The sequence below is a fragment of the Sphingobacterium bovisgrunnientis genome (assembly GCF_009829085.1).
Taxonomy (GTDB): domain Bacteria; phylum Bacteroidota; class Bacteroidia; order Sphingobacteriales; family Sphingobacteriaceae; genus Sphingobacterium; species Sphingobacterium bovisgrunnientis.
The window spans coordinates 1-20591 of sequence record NZ_WUQY01000005.1 but is presented as its reverse complement, the minus strand read 5'-3'; the positions used below and the strand labels follow the sequence as shown (position 1 = coordinate 20591).

Sequence of the window (20591 nt, the reverse complement as noted above, 5' to 3'; positions counted from 1 at the left end):
TAATCTATTTGTGTTTTATTTTTATCTTTTCTTCGCTCCAAACTTATACCCTAGCTTGCGCATACTTAAAACTTCTATACTATATACCCCAAATTCTTCCAACACACGTCCGTGAATTTCATAAAAGCCTGTTCCTAAAAATGGATATTGCTTATATACGGGTGGAAAATGTACGGTATCCAACCAATCCCCCTCCGCGTCCAAGAAAGTTCCGAAACACATTCTGTCATTTTTGATTGTCCAGGTTTCCTTCAGTGTCACAAAACGTCCAACGATTTTGATTTGTTGTCCTAAATACACTGGTAAATCCTTGGCTTTAATTACGCCATCCAAGTATTTTTCTTCCAATAATTCAAAAAAATCACCGATTAGAAATCCCAATAAATCCAATTCATCTTTCAAATCTTCCAAACGGTCTTCTTCAAATGTTGGCAACGAAAAATGTAGTTCATCAGTAGCAAACAAACTAACTGGAACTTCCTTTTCTACTCGTTTACTTTTGAAATTTGCTTCCCAAAGCAATGTTTTCTTATCCAAACCTGTAAACCGCAACGCGCCTATTCGGATCAGTAAATTCAATTGTTCGGGTGAAGGATGCAAACGTTGGAAAACATCTTGCAAATCATGATAAGCACCATTCTGCGTTCGTTCCGATACAATTTGATGTGCTAAACGCTCTTCCAAACCTTGCAAATGAATAAAACCGACATATACTTTATTGCCATGAATATTGGTCAAATAATCGCTGTGATTCAAACATGGAAGCTGAATATCTCCCCCATTGCGACGCAATTCGTGAAAGTAAAATTCCGTACGGTAGAAACCACCAAAATTGTTAATAACAGCTACATAAAATTCCTGCGGATAATAGGTTTTGAGAAAAAGACTTTGGTAACTTTCTACCGCAAAAGAAGCTGAATGCCCTTTCGCAAAAGAATATCCACCAAAACTTTCCATTTGTCGCCAGACTTCTGTTGTGACATGTTCTTCATAACCAAAGCCACGACAGTTAGAAAAGAACTTCTTACGCAATTTTTCAAACTTATTTTCCGAACGGTATTTTCCGCTCATTGCTCGTCGCAAAATATCTGCCTCATCCAATGAAATTCCACCAAAATGATGTGCTACTTTAATCACATCTTCTTGATACACCATGACACCGTACGTTTCTTCGAGCAATTCCTCCATTTTTGGGTGCAGGTACACCACTTTATCTCTATCGTGATAACGCTCGATATATTGTTTCATCATCCCAGATTGTGCCACACCAGGACGAATAATCGAACTGGCAGCAACCAATGTGATGTAATCCGAACATTTCAACTTGCCCAACAACTGACGCATAGCAGGACTTTCAATATAAAAACAGCCAATGGTATCTGCTTGGCGTATTTTCTTTGCCAATTTTGGATCATTAAAAAAATCATCCACTTGATGAATATCTATGTGCTTACCGCGATTTTTGGCAATCAATTCCAACGCATCTTTGATATGACCCAATCCACGTTGACTCAGAATATCAAATTTGTACAGCCCTATCCTATCTGCTTCAAACATATCCATGTGTGCTGTCACAAAACCTTTGGGCGGTAATTCCGTCACCGTATATTGATTCAACGGTTTATCACTAATCAATACGCCACCCGCATGTACCGAAATGTTGGTCGGAAAATTCAAGAGCAGGTCGCCATATTTCTTGATCCAACGTTGAAATTTATCTTCCGAATTCCATTCTCGAGCACTCACCAAACGGTCAATTTCTTCCTTTGGAAGTCCAAAAACTTTCCCCAATTCGCGAACAATAGCACGACGTTGAAAAGTCGAATACATGCCCAATAAAGACACATACTGTCGACCATAGCGCATAAATATATATTCGAAAATCGCATCCCGATCTTGCCAACTGAAATCAATATCAAAATCTGGTGGCGAGGTACGATTTGGATTCAAAAAACGTTCGAAATACAAATCCAACTTTATCGGGTCCACATCTGTAATGCGCAAACAATACGCAACTACGGAATTGGCTCCACTCCCTCGTCCCACATGATAAAATCCCCGTTCGTTTGCATAGCGCAAAATATCCCAAACAATCAAAAAGTAAGCGTTGAAACCTAAGTCGGCTATCATTTTTAACTCTTTCTCTACCCGTTCGATCGCTTCTTTATTTCTAAGTCCGTAGCGTACTTTACAACCTTCCATCGCTAATTTTCGCAATAGCGCAGAATCATCTTCTTCGGAAGTTGTGAAATATTTACGGTTCTTATCCGTATGAAATTCTATTTCGATAGCACAGGAATTGACGACCTGCATAGTTTTGGAAATTACAGAAGGGAAGCGCGCAAAAGCACCAACCAACTCTTGTTCTTCCAATAACACCTCTCCCTCTCCCGCATAATCATCCTTAGTCAATTTCGAAAGCAAGGTATTCTTCGCGATGGCGCGCAAAATACGGTGTACGTCATAATATGTTTTGTCCTGAAAAGTAACAGGATGCAAAATCACATATTTGTCCAATTCCAAATGCAGCTGCCAAGTCAGATTATTTAGATGCGGAATATCCAAACCAATTAACTCATGCGCCCCCAATTGTTGCTGCAAAATATGCTCTTCATAACGATAAATCACCCACACATCTTGTGCGGTAAAGCTTGGACGTGCAGGAAAAGGATTTTGCTTTTGTTTATGGTAAGACAAGAAAGTATGTATCGCCAACAGACCTGCATTATTCTTCGCTAATAACACATAGCAGAAATTGTCTTCATTACGCACTTCTGTACCAATAATCGGCTTTATACCAACTTCTTGACATTTACGCACAAAATCCCAACAATCAGCCGTCGAATTAATATTCGTCAGCGCTAGAGATTTTATCCCTAATTTATACGCCTGATCAATTAATATGGCTGGCTCGTAGGTGCCATAATGAAAACTAAACCAAGTCTTGCAATTCAAAAACATAATGCAAAACTAGGTATTCAAAATAATATTTTGCTAAATTTTTTAGTAAAATATTTCAACACTCGTTGTGCAACATGCTGACTTCTTTTTGTAAATTACATCAATGCTGACATATATCGACATTCATACCCATCAACTGAAAAAAGATTCAAATACTTTTCAATTACTGAATTGTATCATTGGAGAAGAAAATTTTCCAAAAGAAATTTGTTCAGTTGGGATTCATCCTTGGCATATAGATAAAGAAAAAGACATTCAATTTGAATTATTGAAATCATCTGCTACTGCTGAAAATATCTTAGCCATTGGCGAATGTGGATTGGACAAAATCACCGAAACGAATTGGCAATTACAGATCGAAATTTTTGAAAAGCAAATTCAATTAGCTAATGTATTGCAAAAGCCATTAATTATTCATTGCGTACGCGCTTATCAAGAAGTTCTTGCTATTCTGAAAGAGCAAAAAGTTAACGTTCCTGTTGTTTTTCATGGATTCAACAAAAAAGCGGAATTAGGAAATTCCATTCTTCAACAAGAGTATTTTGTTAGCTTAGGGTCTTCTATTTTGAAGGGAAATCAAGACGATTTCATAAAATCGGTAGATTTAACTAAAATTTTCTTCGAAACTGATGATATATCTACCAATGTAGTAGATATTTATTCTTATTTTTGCAGCATTCGAAAAATCAGCATGTTTGATTTGCAAGAACAAATAGTCAAAAATTTTCAGAACGTATTTAGATACAACATATTGGCATGAAAGATTTATCTTGGTTATCAAGAACAGAGGCATTAATTGGCCGTGAGGCTCTAGAGAAATTAGCAAATTCACATGTTTTGGTATTGGGCTTAGGTGGTGTTGGTTCCTTTGCGGCAGAATTTATCGCACGTGCGGGTGTCGGCAAAATGACGATTATCGATGGCGATACAGTAGATCCTTCTAACCGCAACAGACAGCTTCCTGCATTGGCAACAAATCACGGCGTAGCAAAATCTGAAATTATGAAACAACGTTTGTTGGACATTAATCCAGAATTGGATTTGACAGTTTACGAAGAATTTGTAATCCCTGATCGTGTCGAAATGCTTATCGCTGAAAAACCAGATTATATCGTTGAAGCTATTGACAGTATTACTCCAAAATTATTTTTGATACGTCAAGCGTATGCAGCCAAAATTCCTTTCGTGAGCTCGATGGGTGCGGGTGGTAAAGTAGATCCTACGAAAATCCAAATTGCCGATATCAGCAAAACGTATAATTGTAAATTAGCACAACACATCCGTAAAAAACTACGTAAACATGATATTCGTGAAGGTGTGAAAGTTGCTTTCTCGACAGAATTACCAGATAAAGCTTCTTTATTGTATACGGATGGAAGTAATTATAAAAAATCGGCTTATGGTACTATGTCGTATTTGCCAGCCGCATTTGGAGGCGCAATTGCTTCGGTGGCGATTCGAGATTTGATCGGAAAGAAAGTATAAAAAATAGAGGCTTAATTCACACAGATTAAGCCTCTTGATTTTAATTAGGGATATTAAAACCTACTTATGAATTATGAACACTAAAGCTTACTAAAAAATTCGTTCGTATGGTGATCAATCAACTTTTTACAGGCCTCATACGTACCTTTAGCATATTGTGCACCATCGACTTGGATTACATTTGAATTTGTACTTTTTACATTTTCAGGATTGTAAAAAGTATAAAGTCCAGCTGAAGTGCCTGTAAAATCTGTCCGATTTGCGGCAAAACTTTGAAGCTTCTTCGACTCGACCACACCATTGATTAATAGAGGTTTTTTCAGAATACCAACATGCATCGTTTCTGGTCCAGCCCCTGCCTTTCCACGATAAAATTCTACTGTACTCGTTACCATCTCAACGCTATTTTGTCCTTTCAATTTAATTTTTGCGTCACTTTTGTTAACGATTCCTTCGACAGCTGCAACGCGCAATTGTGTTTCTACTTTTACATTTGCACCAGCACCACCCCAAGCGTTTTTATCCTTCACAAAAGTCACAAAAAGCTCTACATTAGCAATAATAGCATCATCTAAATCTTTGGATAACTTGCCATATACAAAATGAGGCTGTCCCAAAAATCCGCCCTTCTTCTCCTTACCATCCTTTTTTATACTTTTCACATAATAACTATATCCTGTAGGCGTGACAGACAACAAACCATCGTATTGAGACTTACTCACCCTCCCTCCTTCTAATCGAGTATAATCACTATAAGTATCCGCTTTACCAGCTTGATCAGCTGTAATTACGTTCAGTCCTTTTGCTTTGATCGTAGCCAAAAAGTCTTGATACAATTTGTCAGTTGTCGATTGGACATCCTGCTCCGAAATTCCTGTCAATCCTACAGAAAGTGCAGCCAAAGCATCACCTTTAAACGCTCCACCACCAAATGCGCGCCCCCCCTGCTTAAAATCTTCTTTTTCATTGTAAACCTGATAATTCACTGTAAAACTAGCGATATAAATATCTTTCTCGCCCTTAGCCTTTCCTAAAGCAAAGCTGGGGTTTGTCGTAGGAGTAAAATCGCCAAGTGTTTTGCTATAGCTCTCAAAACTTCCTAGAAGTAATGCTATTATAAAAAATCTTTTCATTAGTTAATAAGTTAAGTTTCATCAATAATTCCAGGTATTTCAGACCTATAATTATTTTATATAAAAATCCTAATCATCGATAAATCCTACAATACGCAATAATTCGTATTTTAAATAATATTCCACACCAGAACAGCGACCAATAATAGCTTAAAACATAGCAAAGCGACGCAAATAATTGTGCATGTAAATGTAAAGCATCATAAATTACAAATTCATATTAAAGACAATGGTATTGGCTTTGAAAATAATACTACAAAAGCCAGTTTTGGATTGAAAAACATGAAGCAGCACGCCCTAGAAATTGATGCGAATTATACTTTATTCAGTAAAGTGCAAGAAGGTACTGATATACAAGTTGAATTGACAATAAATTAATATACGCAACTTTGCGTATGGTGATGAAAGATAATATTCGTGTACTTTGTTAATAAAAATAGTATGCAAAAAATATGTATAGGTATAGCAGAAGATAATGTCTTAGCTTTGAAATCCATTCTAAAGAAGTTAGAAAATTTCGAGGATGTAGAGGTGTTGTTAATTGCAAATAATGGTGTTGATTTAATAGAAAAATATCAGCAACAATTAGTTGATGTAGTTTTAATGGATATCGATATGCCTATTTTAGATGGCATTACTGCAACGAAAAATCTAAAAGATATTTATTCAGAAGTCAAAGTATTAATGCTTACAACATTCGATGATGATGAAAAGATTTTTAATGCGATATTGGCAGGTGCATCGGGATATTTATTGAAAGATAAAGATGAATTTACTATACATAAATCCATTGTAGATGTGTATTGTGGTAATGCGGCAATGTCTGCAGGAATAGCACTCAAAACCTTAAATTATATTAAAAAGTCTTCATTAGCATCTTCGTCTCCTACGGTAGAAAATATATTATCCCAACGTGAAATGGATATTTTGAAAGAACTAAAAAATGGACTAGGTTGTAAACAAATTGCTGACCGATTATTTATCAGCGAAGGAACTGTACGAAAGCACATAGAAAACATTTACCGCAAACTTCAAGTCAATAACAAGGTAAGTGCTGTAAATATGGCAATATAAAATAAATGGCTATAATGCATTTTTATGCAGCACCTGATGCAGTCAATTTGCGATGATGATTGAATAATAAAAATGTGGCTAACAGAAACAAAAATTCATTATCCTCATAAGTACTATAATTTACAGAAAACTCATTTTTTGCCAAATGAATCTCATTATTATATTGATCTTCTAATATCCATTTAGTTGCCCAAAAATTAGAAGGTTTCCAATAATATTTTAATCCATTCAAATCTACTTCTGCTTTTGATGACCATTTCGCATATTCGATATCACCAATTAAGTTATTACAATGGTCAAATATTTCTGTTCGTGAAGAAAAAACTCCCCTATTCGCGAATGTGAATACTTTATCGTGTAAATAACCTGTTGTAGTATATCTCAAAAAACCACTGCTTTCAATGCTTCCTATTACATGCCCATCGCGAAGTAGTTCAGTTTTTGCGTCCCAAAAACTGTGTTTAATTGTATAATTCATCTTCTGTAATTGCTTATTGTAGATAATATAAATTTACCCAAAAAGTCTCAAAATCGTAAATATTAACCGAGCCAGAACAGTCATTCACCGATTAACTCATCGTTTTCACCTAATTCGCATAAAAAGAAGCTAAATCATTGCCTACTTTTGAAACATAATCAGAAACATAATTGATAAAAACATATTAAAACATAGAAATCATGGCTTACAAAGAAACATTCAATATCTCAGGTGAAAATTTACTTAAAAAAGTAAAAGATTTGTTTAATGATGCTAACGTAACTAAGGTTACTATAGCTGATAAGAATGAAAAAGAAATCATTAGTTTTCCAGTATCTATCGGAATTGTAGGTGTACTACTTGCGCCAATATTTGCTGCTGTGGGCGCTATTGCAGCTATCGTTGCAGAATGCAAAATCATTGTTGAACGCAAAGACGATGAGCCTAAAACTGAAGAAACAGTAGTTGAAGAAGAAAATCCTTTAGTTTAATTTTACAAAGCATAATGATACTTATAGCCGTTTTATTACCTTGGCTGTCTTTCTTTTTACGTGGCAAAATCCTAGTAGGAATCCTATGTGTTATTCTTCAGTGTACGTTAATAGGATGGTTGCCAGCAGCTATTTGGGCAGTAGCAGCGCATCTAGATGCTAAGAATAAAAAGAGATTCCAAAGACATTATCAGCATGCGCACTTTGTGTAGAATACGTGTTTAATTATTATATGAAAAGCCCTATCAAAATTTTTGATAGGGCTTTGTTTTTATTTTGAAATAATTTCTTGCATTTCATTCATAATCTTTTGCGCGATTGCTTCTGCGGCTTCAGGTGTTGGGCCTTCTGAATAAATACGAATGATTGGCTCTGTATTTGATTTGCGCAAATGCACCCATTCGTTTTCAAAATCAATTTTTAAGCCATCAATAGTGGTATGATTTTCGTGTGCATATTTCTTTTGCATCGCATCCAATAAACCATCAATATCCAACTCTGGTGTCAGTGTGATCTTATTTTTTGACATGTAATATTGCGGAAGTTCTGCCCGGTATTCTGACATTTTCATTCCTAATTTTGCAAGGTGAGACAATAAAATTGCAACCCCTACCAAAGCATCACGACCATAGTGCGAAGCTGGATAGATCACACCACCATTACCTTCGCCACCAATAACCGCGTCTACTTCTTTCATTTTAGTAACCACATTTACCTCGCCTACTGCAGCAGCAAAATACTCACCGCCATGCTTCACTGTGACATCTCGCAAAGCACGAGTTGATGAAAGATTCGAAACTGTGTTTCCCTTTTGTTTTGAAAGCAAATAGTCCGCTACCGCAACTAAAGTATATTCTTCACCGAACAATTCGCCATCTTCCATCATAAACACCAAACGGTCAACATCAGGATCTACTGCAATACCTAGATCAGCACCATTCTCTAAAACTGCAGCTGATAAGTCTGTCAAATGTTCTTTTAATGGTTCTGGATTGTGTGGGAATTTGCCGTTAGGCTCACAGTGAATTTTAAAAATAGTCTGTACACCTAAAGCTTCTAATAGAGCCGGAATAAAAATTCCACCCGTACTATTTACTGCATCCACCGCTACTTTGAAATTTGCATTTTTTATAGCCTCTACGTCCACATATTCCAATGCAAGTACCGCATCTATATGCTTTTGTAAGTATGAGTCATCATTGATTACTTGACCTAAATCTTGAACTTCAGCAAAGTCAAAATCCAAACTTTCACCCAAAGCCAACACTTCTTTTCCTTCTGCGTCTGAAATGAATTCACCTTTTTCATTCAACAACTTTAAGGCATTCCATTGACCAGGATTGTGCGAAGCTGTCAAAATAATTCCACCTGCTGCTTTTTCCAGTGGTACAGCGATTTCAACGGTTGGCGTCGTGGATAATCCCAAATTGATAACTTCAGCACCAATACTTTGCAAAGTTCCAACAACCAAATTAGTCACCATTTCTCCTGACTCACGTGCGTCACGACCCAAAACGATTTTTTTATTACCGGATTTGCTAATTAAGATTTTACCAAAAGCAGCCGTAAATTTGACGATATCGATCGGCGTCAGTCCTTCAGATGCTCTTCCGCCAATGGTACCACGTATTCCAGAAATGGATTTTATTAAAGTCATAATGATTTTTGAAAAGTTTATTGTTGTGTAAAAATAAGACATTAAAAAAAAATGTCAAGTTTATATTCTTAAATAATCACAAAAAACCTACCTTTGTTGCAACTTTGTGTATTTTAGAATAAAATACTATTTCACTTTGGGTGAAAATAATGTATTTTTAACTTCTTAATACATAAACCGAAATCAAACATATGTTACAACAAATCATAGAATTAGATAAGGAAATATTTTTGGCTATAAATCAAGGATTGAGTAATCCAGTATTTGATTGGTTGCTTCCTATATTAAGAAATCCATTCACGTGGGCTCCTTTATATTTATTTCTCATTATATTTTTTATCAAACATTATGGTAAATTGGGAATACTAATCGTGGCGTGTACATTGATGAATTTCGGCATCTCAGATGCTGTATCCTCTCATCTAATTAAGAAAAATATAAAACGTATTCGTCCGTGTAATGATATTGAATTTAAGCACGATGTAAATGTTCGCGTACGATGTGGCTCTGGTTATAGTTTTACCAGTTCACATGCTACCAATCACTTTGCAATGGCATTTTTCTGGATTGTATTATTCCGTCGCAAATGGCGTCATACACTTTGGTTATGTATTCTTTGGGCTGCTGCGATCTCATTCTCACAAATCTATGTAGGTGTCCACTATCCTTTTGATATACTTTTTGGAGCATTATTGGGTATGGCCATCGGACTCACCTCAGGTTATTTATTTAACCGATTCGTACCGTCCTTCTTAGAAAACAGACAAAATTTAACAACATAAATATTCTATGAGTCCAATCCTTATTATTGCTATACTATTTGTGTCAGCATTCATTGCTGGTTTAGCAGTATTTTTTGTAAAACGCGATAATACAAATTACCTCAAGTTAATTTTATCTTTCAGTGGAGCATATTTGTTTGCTATTACAGTATTACATTTGATTCCACATGCGTACCATGATGGCAATACAAGTCCTGAAATCATAGGTTTATACATTTTAGGAGGATTTATTTTTCAACTATTGCTGGAGCAATTTTCGCAAGGTATCGAACATGGTCATATTCATCATCATGAAAACGCTGGTTTTCCGTTAGGAATAATGATCAGCTTATGTCTGCACGCATTCTTAGAAGGGATGCCGTTGGTTGCAGGACACCAAAGCCAATTGGTATTTGGTATTGCAATTCACCATATTCCAGCGGCTTTCGCATTAGGAAGTTTATTGTTAAATACGCGTCTAAATAAACAAACAATCACTGTACTATTGTTAATATTCGCAGCAATGACTCCACTTGGTTTTTTGACGAGCAAGTTTTTGAGTGACGGGGAAGTAAGCAATATTGCGCAGCACTTTGACAAAATCATGGCTGTTGTGATTGGTATCTTCTTACATATTTCAACTACTATTCTCTTCGAATCAGGTTCAGCGGACCACCACAAATTCAATAAACAGAAAATGGCTGCTGTATTTTTAGGTATTGGTTTATCTTTAACGACATTCTTATTCCCTACACATGATCATAGTCATGGCGATCACGGACATTCTCATGATGAACATAATCATGAGCACCACAATCATAACCACGACCATTCACATGATGATCACAACCACGAAGTGCATGACCACAGTCATGATGGACATGATCATGATGACCATGAAGGACACAATCATTAATTTTAATTTCTGAAATAAAGTAAATCCAAATTTCTATAGTATGAAATTTGGATTTTTTTTGTCCTTTGCTTAGATAAAACCTTATTTTTAATAATTCTAAATAATACAACAAATTTTTGACACAAAGTCTAACCGCCTCTCAGCCTATTTTAAGTACCTTTGATTTTTGAAATCGATATCATTCAAACATATACTATGCAAAATAAAGTTTCACTGGATAAGCTTAGCAAAAATGATGAAGCCGTAATTGATTCTTTCTTAAACGACTCATTACCCGCTAAATTTTATGAATTAGGTTTTGCGCCAGGATCTACCATAAAGATTAAGCACAAAGCGCCTTTTGATGGTCCGGTATGCATTCAAATAAAACATGACGATTCTTTAATAGCTATTCGAAAATCTGAAGCAGCTCTAATTTTAGCTAACAAAATATAATGACAAAAAAGACAATAGCGCTACTGGGGAATCCCAATGTAGGAAAAACTTCTCTTTTTAATAGAATAACAAAACTTCACCAAAAAGTAGGTAACTACCCTGGTATCACGGTAGAAAAAAGACAGGGTACTGTCAATGCTAATGGTCAGGAATATTCCATCATTGATTTACCAGGTACATATACCCTATTTCCAAACTCATTGGATGAGGAAGTTGTACTCAAAACATTATTACAAAAAGACAACAAGGATTATCCTGAACTTGTCGTTGTTGTATCTGAGCCAAGTACTATTAGTCGTGGTGTCATTATCTACCAACAAGTTCGTGAAATTGGTTTGCCTGCCATTTTTGTCATCAATATGGAAGACGAAATATCGGCAAAGGGTCTAAATATTGTCTACAGCAAATTGGAGCAATATTTAAAAACAAAAGTTTATAAGACTAATGCGCGTACAGGTAAAGGTATTGATGAACTTATAAAAGGATTTGATCAAGAAGTAGGCCCTTACTTTGGCGCAATAGATTTACCTGTTAAATATCAAGATGCAATCCAAGAAGCTAAAAAACTATTCCCTTTAGATACGGAATACAAAACATGGCTTTATCTTGCACTTGAGTACCAAACTTCGATTACTTCTGCGAATGCAGATAATTTAAAAGCGATAAGAGAAAAATACCAAATTAGTACACAACAGCTCCAAAAAGACGAAGCTATTATCCGTCATGATGTTGTGCAGCGTGAATTGGAACAAATCGTTACTAAATCCGAAAACAAAAAGTTTTCAGCAACAGAGCAAGTAGATAATATCTTATTACATCCGATCTTCGGCTACGTTATCTTCTTCGGAATTCTGTTCCTAATATTCCAAGCAATATACAGTTGGTCTGGTCCATTAATGGATTGGGTAGATGGTTCGTTTTCATTATTGGGAGAATTTGTTGGTGCTAATTTCCCAGCAGGACCTCTAAATGATTTAATTGTAAATGGAATAATTGCTGGTATTGGGGGTATTGTGATTTTCTTACCACAGATTATTATTCTATTCTTGTTCATTTCCCTGATGGAAGAAACTGGATATATGTCTCGTGTTGTATTCTTGATGGATAGATGGCTGAAACCTTTCGGTTTGAATGGTAAATCTGTAATTCCATTGATGTCAGGCGTAGCCTGTGCTATTCCAGCGGTAATGTCTGCACGTAACATTGAAAATCCAAAAGAACGATTGCTGACTATGTTGGTAACACCTTTTATGACTTGTGCAGCGCGATTGCCAATTTATATTGTTATTATAGGATTGGTCATCCCGGAGACAGAAGTATTAGGCTTCAATCTACAAGGTATTACCTTATTCGGAATGTATATTTTGGGTATTTTAGGTGCGCTATTTTCTGCGTTAGTGCTTAATAAAATAATCAAATCTGTGCGTAACTCCTACTTGATTTTCGAATTACCAACGTACAAGTTACCGGATTTCAAAAACGTATTGAATACCGTCTGGGAAAAATCATTAGGCTTTCTTCTAGGCGCTGGTAAGATTATATTAGCCATTTCAATTATCCTTTGGGTATTGGGTAGTTTCGGTCCAAATGATCGTTTCTCAGATCCTGAAAAATACATTGCAGTCGAAAAACCAGAACTTTCTGAAGATGAAATCGCAAATGAAGTTTCGGCTTACCAGATGGAATATTCCTATTTAGGCTATTTGGGTAGAGGAATTGAACCCGTAATTCGTCCTTTAGGATACGATTGGAAAATAGGTATTGGTTTGATAGCATCCTTTGCCGCTCGTGAAGTATTCGTGGGAACTGTAGCTGTAGTTTACTCTTTGGGGGCTGATGTGGACATCGAAGATGAAGACCAAAAACAAACACTATTCTCGCGTATGAAATCTGAAATCAATAAAAATACAGGTGAACCAACCTATAATTTTGCAACAGGAATTTCGTTATTATTATTCTACGCATTTGCAATGCAATGTATGGCTACAATAGGAGTTGTTCGTAAAGAAACAGGCTCTTGGAAGTGGACAGCGATTCAGACTGGATTTATGACTGGATTGGCTTACATCGCGGCGTTGTTAGCGTATCAACTTTTAAAATAGAATACTATGTCATTAACTATTCAATACATCATCATCGCTGTCATCTTTATTATGGCCGTGATCACTTTGGTTCGGAAATTTTTGCCTAGCAAATCCAAATCGCAAAGCGGATGTGGTCAAGGCTGTGGATGCGATATGACTAAAACTAGTACTAAAAACATATAACAAAAAATGGCTTTGATGTATTTCAAAGCCATTTCTTTTTGTGTAAAGTAATATTTTATTTTTTCTCTCCGACTAATGTGATATCTAATACAAAATCATCTTCGATAGCACCATCACCCAACCCAGAGAAAATGCTTCCCGAGCGATACTTTACATCGTACAACGTACGATTTACTTTTACGCCAGTAGCTTTCGCAATAACAACATCTTTTCCGTATGTAATTTCCGCAGGAAAAGTTAAATCTTTCGTAATCCCTTTAATAGTCATCTTGCCCGAAATCTGCGCCACATTTTTATCTGTCTTTACTGAAGTAATAGTAAAAGAAGCCTTTGGAAATTTTTCAACATCAAAGAAATCTGGATTTTTCAAATGCGCAACCAACCTTGGTGAAGCCTTTTCTGATGAAATAGAAGTTGCGTCCATTACGATTTCACCCGATTTCAAATTTTTATTGGCAAATACCAAAGAACCTTTTGAAACTAAGATGGTTCCTTCTGTATTACCACCAACAATTTTCTTTCCAGCCCAATTTACTAATGACTTACTCCGATTCACTACAAAAGTTTCTGATTTTTGCGCATAAGCAAATACAGTAAACATGACGAATACTGCGAGTAAGATTTTATGTTTCAACATATATTTAAATTTTATTATTTAGTAATTCCTTCTAGTTTTAAAATAAACGCCCATTCCAAAGCTTGATCTTTCAAGTAATCGAAGCGTCCAGATGCTCCACCATGACCAAAATCCATATCCGTTTTTAACAAAATTACGTTATCCCCTTTTTTCTTAGTTCTCAACTTCGCAACCCATTTTGCAGGCTCGAAATATTGAACTTGGCTATCGTGCAATCCTGTTGTTACCAACAGATTTGGATATTCTTTCTCCTCAATATTTTCGTATGGAGAATAGGACTTCATGTATTCATACGCTTCCTTATTGTTTGGATTCCCCCATTCATCGTATTCGTTTGTGGTCAAAGGAATCGTCTCATCCAACATGGTATTTACGACATCTACAAAAGGTACAGCTGCAATTACGCCATTCCAAAGATCTGGAGCCATATTAATCACCGCACCCATCAACAATCCCCCAGCACTACCACCCTCGGCATACAAATGACCTTTGGACGTATATTTATTATCAATCAAATATTTACCACAATCGATGAAATCCGTAAATGTATTGATCTTTTTCATCATTTTTCCATCCTCGTACCATTGACGTCCCATTTCTTCTCCTCCACGGATGTGCGCAATAGCGTAGATAAATCCACGATTCAATAAAGACAAACGAATAGAACTAAAAGTTGGATCCATAGACGCTCCGTAAGAACCATAAGCGTAAAGGAATAATGGTGCAGAACCATCCTTCTTAGTCCCCTTTTTATATACCAACGAAATCGGAACTTGTGTACCATCTGTCGCTGTTGCGAAAGTACGTTCGGTCACATACTCCTCTGGGTTATATCCACCCAAAACCTCTTGTTGTTTTAACAAAGTTTTTTCCTTTGTTTTCATATTATAATCGAAAGTCGAGGAAGGCGTCACCATGGAGGTATAACCATAACGAACCACATCCGTATTATACTCAGCATTTGTACTTGAATACACCGTAAAAGCAGCTTCGCCAAAGTCCAAGTCATGAATAGAATTATCTGTTAAATTACGAATAGAAAGATTTGTTAAACCATTTTTACGCTCTGAAACAACTAAGAATTCTTTGAATTCGTCAATTCCTTCAATTAACACATCATTTCTATGCGGAATAAAATCTTTCCAATTTTCTTTAGCGGTCTTATCTAATGGTGTTTCAACAATTTTAAAGTTTTTAGCACCATCCGCGTTTGTTCGAACTAAGAATTTATCAGCCAAAGGTGTCACAGAATATAGCACATCCTTCACGCGTGGTTGGAATACATTAAAGATTCCATTTGGGGTATCGGAAGGCAAGTAACGAACCTCTGAACTCATTGTACTTTGGGACTGAATAAAGATATATTTACCATCTTTAGACTTGCCTACGCCGATGTAATTTGTATTATCTTTTTCCTCGTACACTGTAGCGTCTTGGCTCGCATCTGTGCCCAATGTATGGCGTTTTATTTTTTCAGACAAAAGCGTCACTGGGTTTTTAGATGTATAAAATAAGGTCTTATTATCAGCAGCCCAAGTAGCACCCCCACTCGTACGTGTAATTCTATCTGCATAGATTTCGCCTGTCTCGAGATTCTTAATATGCAAGACATATTCTCTTCGAGAAACTTCATCTACTCCAAACACCAATAATTTATTGTCTGGGCTCACCGAAGCGCCACCAATTGCATAATAAGGTTTGCCTTCAGCCATCTTATCTACATCCAGCAAAATCTCTTCTGGTGCATCCAACGAACCTTTCTTACGGCAGTATTTATAATATTGTTTTCCTTCTTCAGTACGGTTGTAATAATAATAACCATTGTAGAAATATGGTACAGACTCATCTTTCTCCTTGATGCGCGATTTCATCTCTTCAAAAAGCTGCTGTTGAAAATCTTCGGTTCCATCCATCATTTCCTTTGTGTACGCATTTTCAGCTTCTAGGTATTTGACTACATTCGCAGAATCTGGTCCTTTTTTGAAAAAATCATTCAGCCAATAATAATTATCGACAACTGTATCTCCATGTATTATACGGTTATGCGGTTTGATATCCGCTAGGGGTGCCTGAGCTTCAGGCCATGTGACAGATGACTTTTCTGCTTTTTGAGAACATGACACCCCTGCCAAACTTAAAATTATCATCCAATTATTTTTTGAGGCGAACATAGTTAAAATATTAAGGGTAATAAATTTTACCTAAAATTATTTATATTTAAAGATTACTATCTTGTACAAGTTAAGAAAAAAGAGAATTTTATATTTGCAATATTTAAGTTACATCTAATTTTTTACCTTTTTTTAACATCTTACTGGCATAATAATAGCACTATATTTGTTCGAATTTTATTTAAATTGAAATATGCGTAATATAAAACTTCTAATTGCTTTATTCGGTATTAGTATACTCCCTCTTTCAAGTATCGCACAAGATAAAAAAGACAAAGCTCCAGCTAATTGGTACAATTTAGATTATAAATCAGATGGCATCATGGGTGTAAGTACAGAAAAAGCCTATGAACTGCTGAAAGGTAGAAAAGCAACTCCTGTAATCGTTGCCGTAATCGATGGTGGTGTAGATGTCTACCACGAAGACTTGAAAGATGTACTTTGGATCAACAAAAAAGAGTCTAATAAAAACGGAAAAGATGATGATAATAACGGCTATATTGATGATAAATATGGTTGGAACTTTATTGGTAACGCTAATGGCGAAAATGTTAATTACGATAACCTAGAAGTTACACGTTTGATAGCAAAATACGATCCCTTATATGCTTCTGTATTGCCCACAACAAAACTAAATGAGGCACAACGTCGTGAATTTGTTAATTATCAAAAAATGATTTCAGATTATACGACCAAGTATGATGAAGCAAATTTTGGGAATACGAACTATGGTAGGCTAAAAATGAATGTGGACAAATTTGTTGCTGAAATTGGAAAAGAGCCGAAAGATATAACGAAAGCGGATATTGACAATTACAAATCGGAGAATAGAGATATCAAAACTGCACTTTCCGTTATCAAAAGAGCGACAGAGAAAGATAGCTTTGAAAAATTCTACGAAGACATCAAAGAAGCTGATGAGTATTATGGCGCACAGATTAAGTATCATTTGAATAAAGAGTTTGATCCTCGCCATATCGTAGGTGACAACTATGAAGATGCTACAGAAAGATACTATGGAAACCCAGATGTAAAAGGTCCTGATGCAGGCCATGGTACACACGTGGCTGGTATCATTGCGGCTAAACGCAATAACAATATTGGTATCAATGGTATCGCTGATAATGTTCAAATTATGTCATTACGCGTAGTTCCTAATGGTGATGAGCGTGATAAGGATGTCGCAAATGGTATTCGTTATGCGGTCGATAATGGGGCAAAAATCATCAACATGAGTTTCGGTAAAGGTTATTTTTACAATAAAGAAGCGGTAGATGAAGCGATTCGCTATGCGCAAGAAAAAGATGTTATGCTCGTGCATGCCGCAGGTAATGATGCTAAAGATATTGACATCAATCCAAATTATCCTTCTAAGTACTTCACCAACAAAGAAAATGCCGTAACTGGTGAAGCGAACAATTACCTAACCGTTGGTGCTACGTCTTGGAAAGTTAATGATGAATTGTTAGCAAACTTTTCAAATTTTGGTTATAGATCTGTAGATTTATTTGCTCCAGGGGTTGAAATTAATTCTACGATGCCAGAAAATAAATACAAAGAGCAACAAGGAACAAGTATGGCAGCTCCAGTTGCTTCAGGTGTTGCGGCATTATTACGAGCATATTACCCACAATTATCTGCTAAAGAGGTTAAAGAAATACTTATGAAATCCGTTACCAAAGTTGATCAAAAAGTTAAAATCAAAAAAGATGGTAGCACTAAAAAAGTTTACTTGGATGAAATCTCTGTGAGTGGTGGAATAGTGAATGCATATAATGCAATAGTAGAAGCTAATAATTATATAAATTCGAAAAAGTAAAAAAAAGTTAAATTTCTCACAATAAAGCAAATGTTACTACGTTTATATAATAAATAATCAATTGCTTATGGTAGAAAACTTTACTCAAACAGAAGAAAAAACTTACACTAACGATGTAGAAAATAAAATTGAAGACAAATTCGAAGCAAAAATTAAAGAGGAAATCAAAAATTTAGGTATAGAACCAAATCAATCTACGATTGATAACATTCTTCAATATTCAAAATCGTTTAGTAAGAAATAAATACAAAGTCTCTAAAATTTAGAGACTTTGTTATTTTCCATACATAATGTATAAAGTTTATCTTTGTATATGTTGAAAAAAGACAGATACAAAGCTTTTGTAGAATACTTTTCTACGCATAATCCCGATGCTCAGACAGAACTTCATTATAGTAATCCTTTTGAATTACTAATTGCGGTAATACTTTCTGCACAATGCACTGATAAACGTATCAACCAAATCACACCCGCATTATTTGAGCGGTATCCAACACCAGAATCTTTAGCTGAAAGTTCAGTCGAAGAAGTTTTTTCCTATATTCGTTCGGTAAGTTACCCAAATAATAAAGCGAAACATTTAGTTGGCATGGGACAAAAGCTCCTATCCGAGTTCAACGGCGTAGTACCAGAAAAGATTGAAGATTTGGTAAAATTACCTGGTGTAGGGAGGAAAACAGCTAATGTAATTTCATCTGTAGTTTATAACAATCCAGCAATGGCAGTAGATACGCACGTTTTTCGTGTTAGTAATCGGTTAGGATTAACGACAAGAGCTACAACCCCATTAGCTGTAGAAAAACAATTGGTAAAATTTCTTCCAGTTGAGACAATTAAGGTTGCTCATCATTGGTTGATTTTACATGGTAGATATACTTGTTTAGCACGAAGACCAAAATGTGAGATGTGCCCAATTACTCATTTTTGCAAGTACTTTGAAAAAACATATAAAACAAAAGTTATCAACAACGTAGAACAATAACAATTTTCCTTGTATTTTTAGTGTCATTACACTAAACTAATTTTTTTAGTAAAAAGTTTTGTAAATAAAAAATATAATCTTACTTTTGAATCGTTAATACTAAAAATATGAGCAACGCAGATAAATTAAAAGCATTACAGCTTACTCTAGATAAATTAGAAAAATCTTATGGTAAAGGTACCATTATGAAATTAGGTGATTCGGCTGTCGAGCCGATTGCAGCTATTTCTACTGGTTCTTTGGGATTAGATATTGCATTAGGTATTGGTGGTGTACCAAAAGGCCGTATTATAGAAATCTATGGACCTGAATCATCTGGTAAAACAACTTTAGCTACACATATCGTTGCAGAAGCGCAGAAAAAAGGCGGTATTGCTGCTATTATAGATGCTGAACATGCTTTTGACAAGTACTACGCACAAAAATTAGGTGTTGATGTAGAAAACTTATTGATTTCTCAGCCTGATAATGGTGAGCAAGGACTAGAAATTGCGGACAACTTAATTCGTTCAGGAGCTATTGATGTTATCGTTATAGACTCTGTGGCTGCATTAGTTCCTAAAGGTGAAATAGAAGGTGAAATGGGTGATTCTAAAATGGGTCTTCAAGCACGTCTAATGTCTCAAGCCTTGCGTAAATTAACAGGTACAATTTCTAAAACAAACTGTTGTTGTATATTTATCAACCAATTACGTGAAAAAATTGGTGTTATGTTTGGCAACCCAGAGACTACTACGGGTGGTAATGCCTTGAAATTTTATGCTTCAGTACGTCTAGATATTCGTCGTACTTCGCAGATTAAAGATTCTGACGAGGTATCTGGTAACCGTGTAAAGGTTAAAATTGTTAAAAATAAAGTTGCTCCTCCATTCCGTATTGCTGAATTTGACATTATGTTTGGTGAAGGTATCTCTAAAGTGGGCGAAATTATAGACTTAGGAGTAGAATACAACATTATCAAAAAAGCAGGCTCTTGGTTTAGTTATGGTGACACAAAATTAGGTCAAGGTCGTGATGCAGTTAAAAATTTACTTTTAGATAATCCTGATTTAGCAGATGAATTAGAAGCTAAAATTAGAGCTGAGGTAAGTGGTGAGGCGTTGGATCAAGCCATCTTAAATAATGAAGAATAACAATCCTTAATATGTTTTAAAAGGAGCTTTCTAGAATTAGTAAGCTCCTTTTGTATTTATGTTATTACTACAACAAGACGCAAAGCAATTTATCCAGCCATTTCAGTTTAATTAAACCCAGATTACGCAATAGAAAAAAATAGTTAATTTAGAGATTTAAAATCCAACTGCGTAGCAGTAGAAAAAAGTGC

At 35.6% G+C, this 20591-nt stretch carries 21 protein-coding genes; 15 read left to right on the top strand and 6 right to left on the bottom strand.

Annotation, left to right across the window (positions count from 1 at the left end; genetic code table 11):
• Positions 1-21 precede the first annotated feature (21 nt).
• Complete coding sequence (locus GOQ16_RS04055) at positions 22-2961, bottom strand: DNA polymerase III subunit alpha (protein WP_160068137.1); 2940 nt, start codon at positions 2959-2961, stop codon at positions 22-24.
• A 103-nt stretch (positions 2962-3064) separates the two neighbouring features.
• Between GOQ16_RS04055 and GOQ16_RS04050 the strand changes: the two genes are divergently transcribed.
• Positions 3065-3721 (top strand): TatD family hydrolase, encoded by a 657-nt coding sequence (locus tag GOQ16_RS04050; RefSeq protein WP_160068136.1) that lies wholly within the window; start codon positions 3065-3067, stop codon positions 3719-3721.
• On the top strand, positions 3718-4446 hold the full coding sequence (locus tag GOQ16_RS04045; RefSeq protein WP_160068135.1) for a tRNA threonylcarbamoyladenosine dehydratase: 729 nt from the start codon (positions 3718-3720) through the stop codon (positions 4444-4446). Before GOQ16_RS04050 ends, GOQ16_RS04045 begins: the two co-directional genes overlap by 4 nt.
• 80 nt (positions 4447-4526) lie before the next feature.
• Here the strand turns inward: GOQ16_RS04045 and GOQ16_RS04040 are convergent, their stop codons facing one another.
• Positions 4527-5579: a hypothetical protein gene (locus GOQ16_RS04040; protein ID WP_160068134.1), complete on the bottom strand. Its 1053-nt coding sequence runs from the start codon at positions 5577-5579 to the stop codon at positions 4527-4529.
• A gap of 114 nt (positions 5580-5693) precedes the next feature.
• Here GOQ16_RS04040 and GOQ16_RS04035 point away from each other — a divergent pair, with 114 nt between their 5' ends.
• Together GOQ16_RS04035 and GOQ16_RS04030 are read left to right on the top strand one after the other, a co-directional pair.
• Positions 5694-5957 (top strand): ATP-binding protein, encoded by a 264-nt coding sequence (locus GOQ16_RS04035; protein ID WP_369073897.1) that lies wholly within the window; start codon positions 5694-5696, stop codon positions 5955-5957.
• 63 nt (positions 5958-6020) lie between these two features.
• A complete protein-coding gene (locus tag GOQ16_RS04030) occupies positions 6021-6653 on the top strand; it encodes a response regulator transcription factor (protein ID WP_160068132.1) in 633 nt (210 codons plus the stop codon).
• 22 nt (positions 6654-6675) lie between these two features.
• Here GOQ16_RS04030 and GOQ16_RS04025 read toward each other — a convergent pair whose 3' ends face one another.
• Positions 6676-7131: a hypothetical protein gene (locus tag GOQ16_RS04025; protein WP_160068131.1), complete on the bottom strand. Its 456-nt coding sequence runs from the start codon at positions 7129-7131 to the stop codon at positions 6676-6678.
• A 200-nt stretch (positions 7132-7331) separates the two neighbouring features.
• Here GOQ16_RS04025 and GOQ16_RS04020 point away from each other — a divergent pair, with 200 nt between their 5' ends.
• Positions 7332-7622: a DUF4342 domain-containing protein gene (locus tag GOQ16_RS04020; protein ID WP_160068130.1), complete on the top strand. Its 291-nt coding sequence runs from the start codon at positions 7332-7334 to the stop codon at positions 7620-7622.
• Between the two features lie 14 nt (positions 7623-7636).
• Positions 7637-7834 carry a YqaE/Pmp3 family membrane protein gene (locus tag GOQ16_RS04015; protein ID WP_160068129.1) on the top strand — a complete coding sequence of 66 codons (198 nt, stop codon included), beginning with the start codon at positions 7637-7639 and terminating at the stop codon, positions 7832-7834.
• A 59-nt stretch (positions 7835-7893) separates the two neighbouring features.
• On the opposite strand, the gene glmM is transcribed toward GOQ16_RS04015, so the two are convergent.
• Positions 7894-9279: a phosphoglucosamine mutase gene (glmM, locus tag GOQ16_RS04010; RefSeq protein ID WP_160068128.1), complete on the bottom strand. Its 1386-nt coding sequence runs from the start codon at positions 9277-9279 to the stop codon at positions 7894-7896.
• Between the two features lie 191 nt (positions 9280-9470).
• On the opposite strand from glmM, the gene GOQ16_RS04005 reads away from it, so the two are divergent.
• The 5 genes from GOQ16_RS04005 (at position 9471) to GOQ16_RS18105 (ending at position 13658) form a co-directional block, all read left to right on the top strand.
• On the top strand, positions 9471-10061 hold the full coding sequence (locus GOQ16_RS04005; RefSeq protein WP_149914231.1) for a phosphatase PAP2 family protein: 591 nt from the start codon (positions 9471-9473) through the stop codon (positions 10059-10061).
• A gap of 7 nt (positions 10062-10068) precedes the next feature.
• Entirely contained in the window at positions 10069-10956 is an 888-nt protein-coding gene (locus GOQ16_RS04000; protein ID WP_160068127.1) for a ZIP family metal transporter, read from the top strand.
• 195 nt (positions 10957-11151) lie between these two features.
• Complete coding sequence (locus GOQ16_RS03995) at positions 11152-11391, top strand: FeoA family protein (RefSeq protein WP_149914229.1); 240 nt, start codon at positions 11152-11154, stop codon at positions 11389-11391.
• On the top strand, positions 11391-13493 hold the full coding sequence (gene feoB / locus GOQ16_RS03990; RefSeq protein WP_160068126.1) for a ferrous iron transport protein B: 2103 nt from the start codon (positions 11391-11393) through the stop codon (positions 13491-13493). Before GOQ16_RS03995 ends, feoB begins: the two co-directional genes overlap by 1 nt.
• Positions 13494-13499: 6 nt before the next feature.
• Entirely contained in the window at positions 13500-13658 is a 159-nt protein-coding gene (locus tag GOQ16_RS18105; RefSeq protein ID WP_160068125.1) for a FeoB-associated Cys-rich membrane protein, read from the top strand.
• Between the two features lie 55 nt (positions 13659-13713).
• Here the strand turns inward: GOQ16_RS18105 and GOQ16_RS03980 are convergent, their stop codons facing one another.
• Together GOQ16_RS03980 and GOQ16_RS03975 are read right to left on the bottom strand one after the other, a co-directional pair.
• Positions 13714-14295 (bottom strand): YceI family protein, encoded by a 582-nt coding sequence (locus GOQ16_RS03980; RefSeq protein ID WP_160068124.1) that lies wholly within the window; start codon positions 14293-14295, stop codon positions 13714-13716.
• Between the two features lie 14 nt (positions 14296-14309).
• Positions 14310-16442, bottom strand: coding sequence for a S9 family peptidase (locus GOQ16_RS03975; RefSeq protein WP_240140956.1), 2133 nt, complete (start codon positions 16440-16442; stop codon positions 14310-14312).
• A 217-nt stretch (positions 16443-16659) separates the two neighbouring features.
• On the opposite strand from GOQ16_RS03975, the gene GOQ16_RS03970 reads away from it, so the two are divergent.
• The 4 genes from GOQ16_RS03970 to recA all read left to right on the top strand — a co-directional run bounded on the left by GOQ16_RS03970 (position 16660) and on the right by recA (position 20400).
• Positions 16660-18285: a S8 family peptidase gene (locus tag GOQ16_RS03970; protein WP_160068121.1), complete on the top strand. Its 1626-nt coding sequence runs from the start codon at positions 16660-16662 to the stop codon at positions 18283-18285.
• 67 nt (positions 18286-18352) lie between these two features.
• On the top strand, positions 18353-18529 hold the full coding sequence (locus tag GOQ16_RS17520; RefSeq protein ID WP_188347407.1) for a hypothetical protein: 177 nt from the start codon (positions 18353-18355) through the stop codon (positions 18527-18529).
• A 69-nt stretch (positions 18530-18598) separates the two neighbouring features.
• Complete coding sequence (gene nth, locus GOQ16_RS03965) at positions 18599-19267, top strand: endonuclease III (RefSeq protein ID WP_160068119.1); 669 nt, start codon at positions 18599-18601, stop codon at positions 19265-19267.
• A gap of 107 nt (positions 19268-19374) precedes the next feature.
• Positions 19375-20400 (top strand): recombinase RecA, encoded by a 1026-nt coding sequence (recA, locus tag GOQ16_RS03960; protein ID WP_160068117.1) that lies wholly within the window; start codon positions 19375-19377, stop codon positions 20398-20400.
• Positions 20401-20591 lie beyond the last annotated feature (191 nt).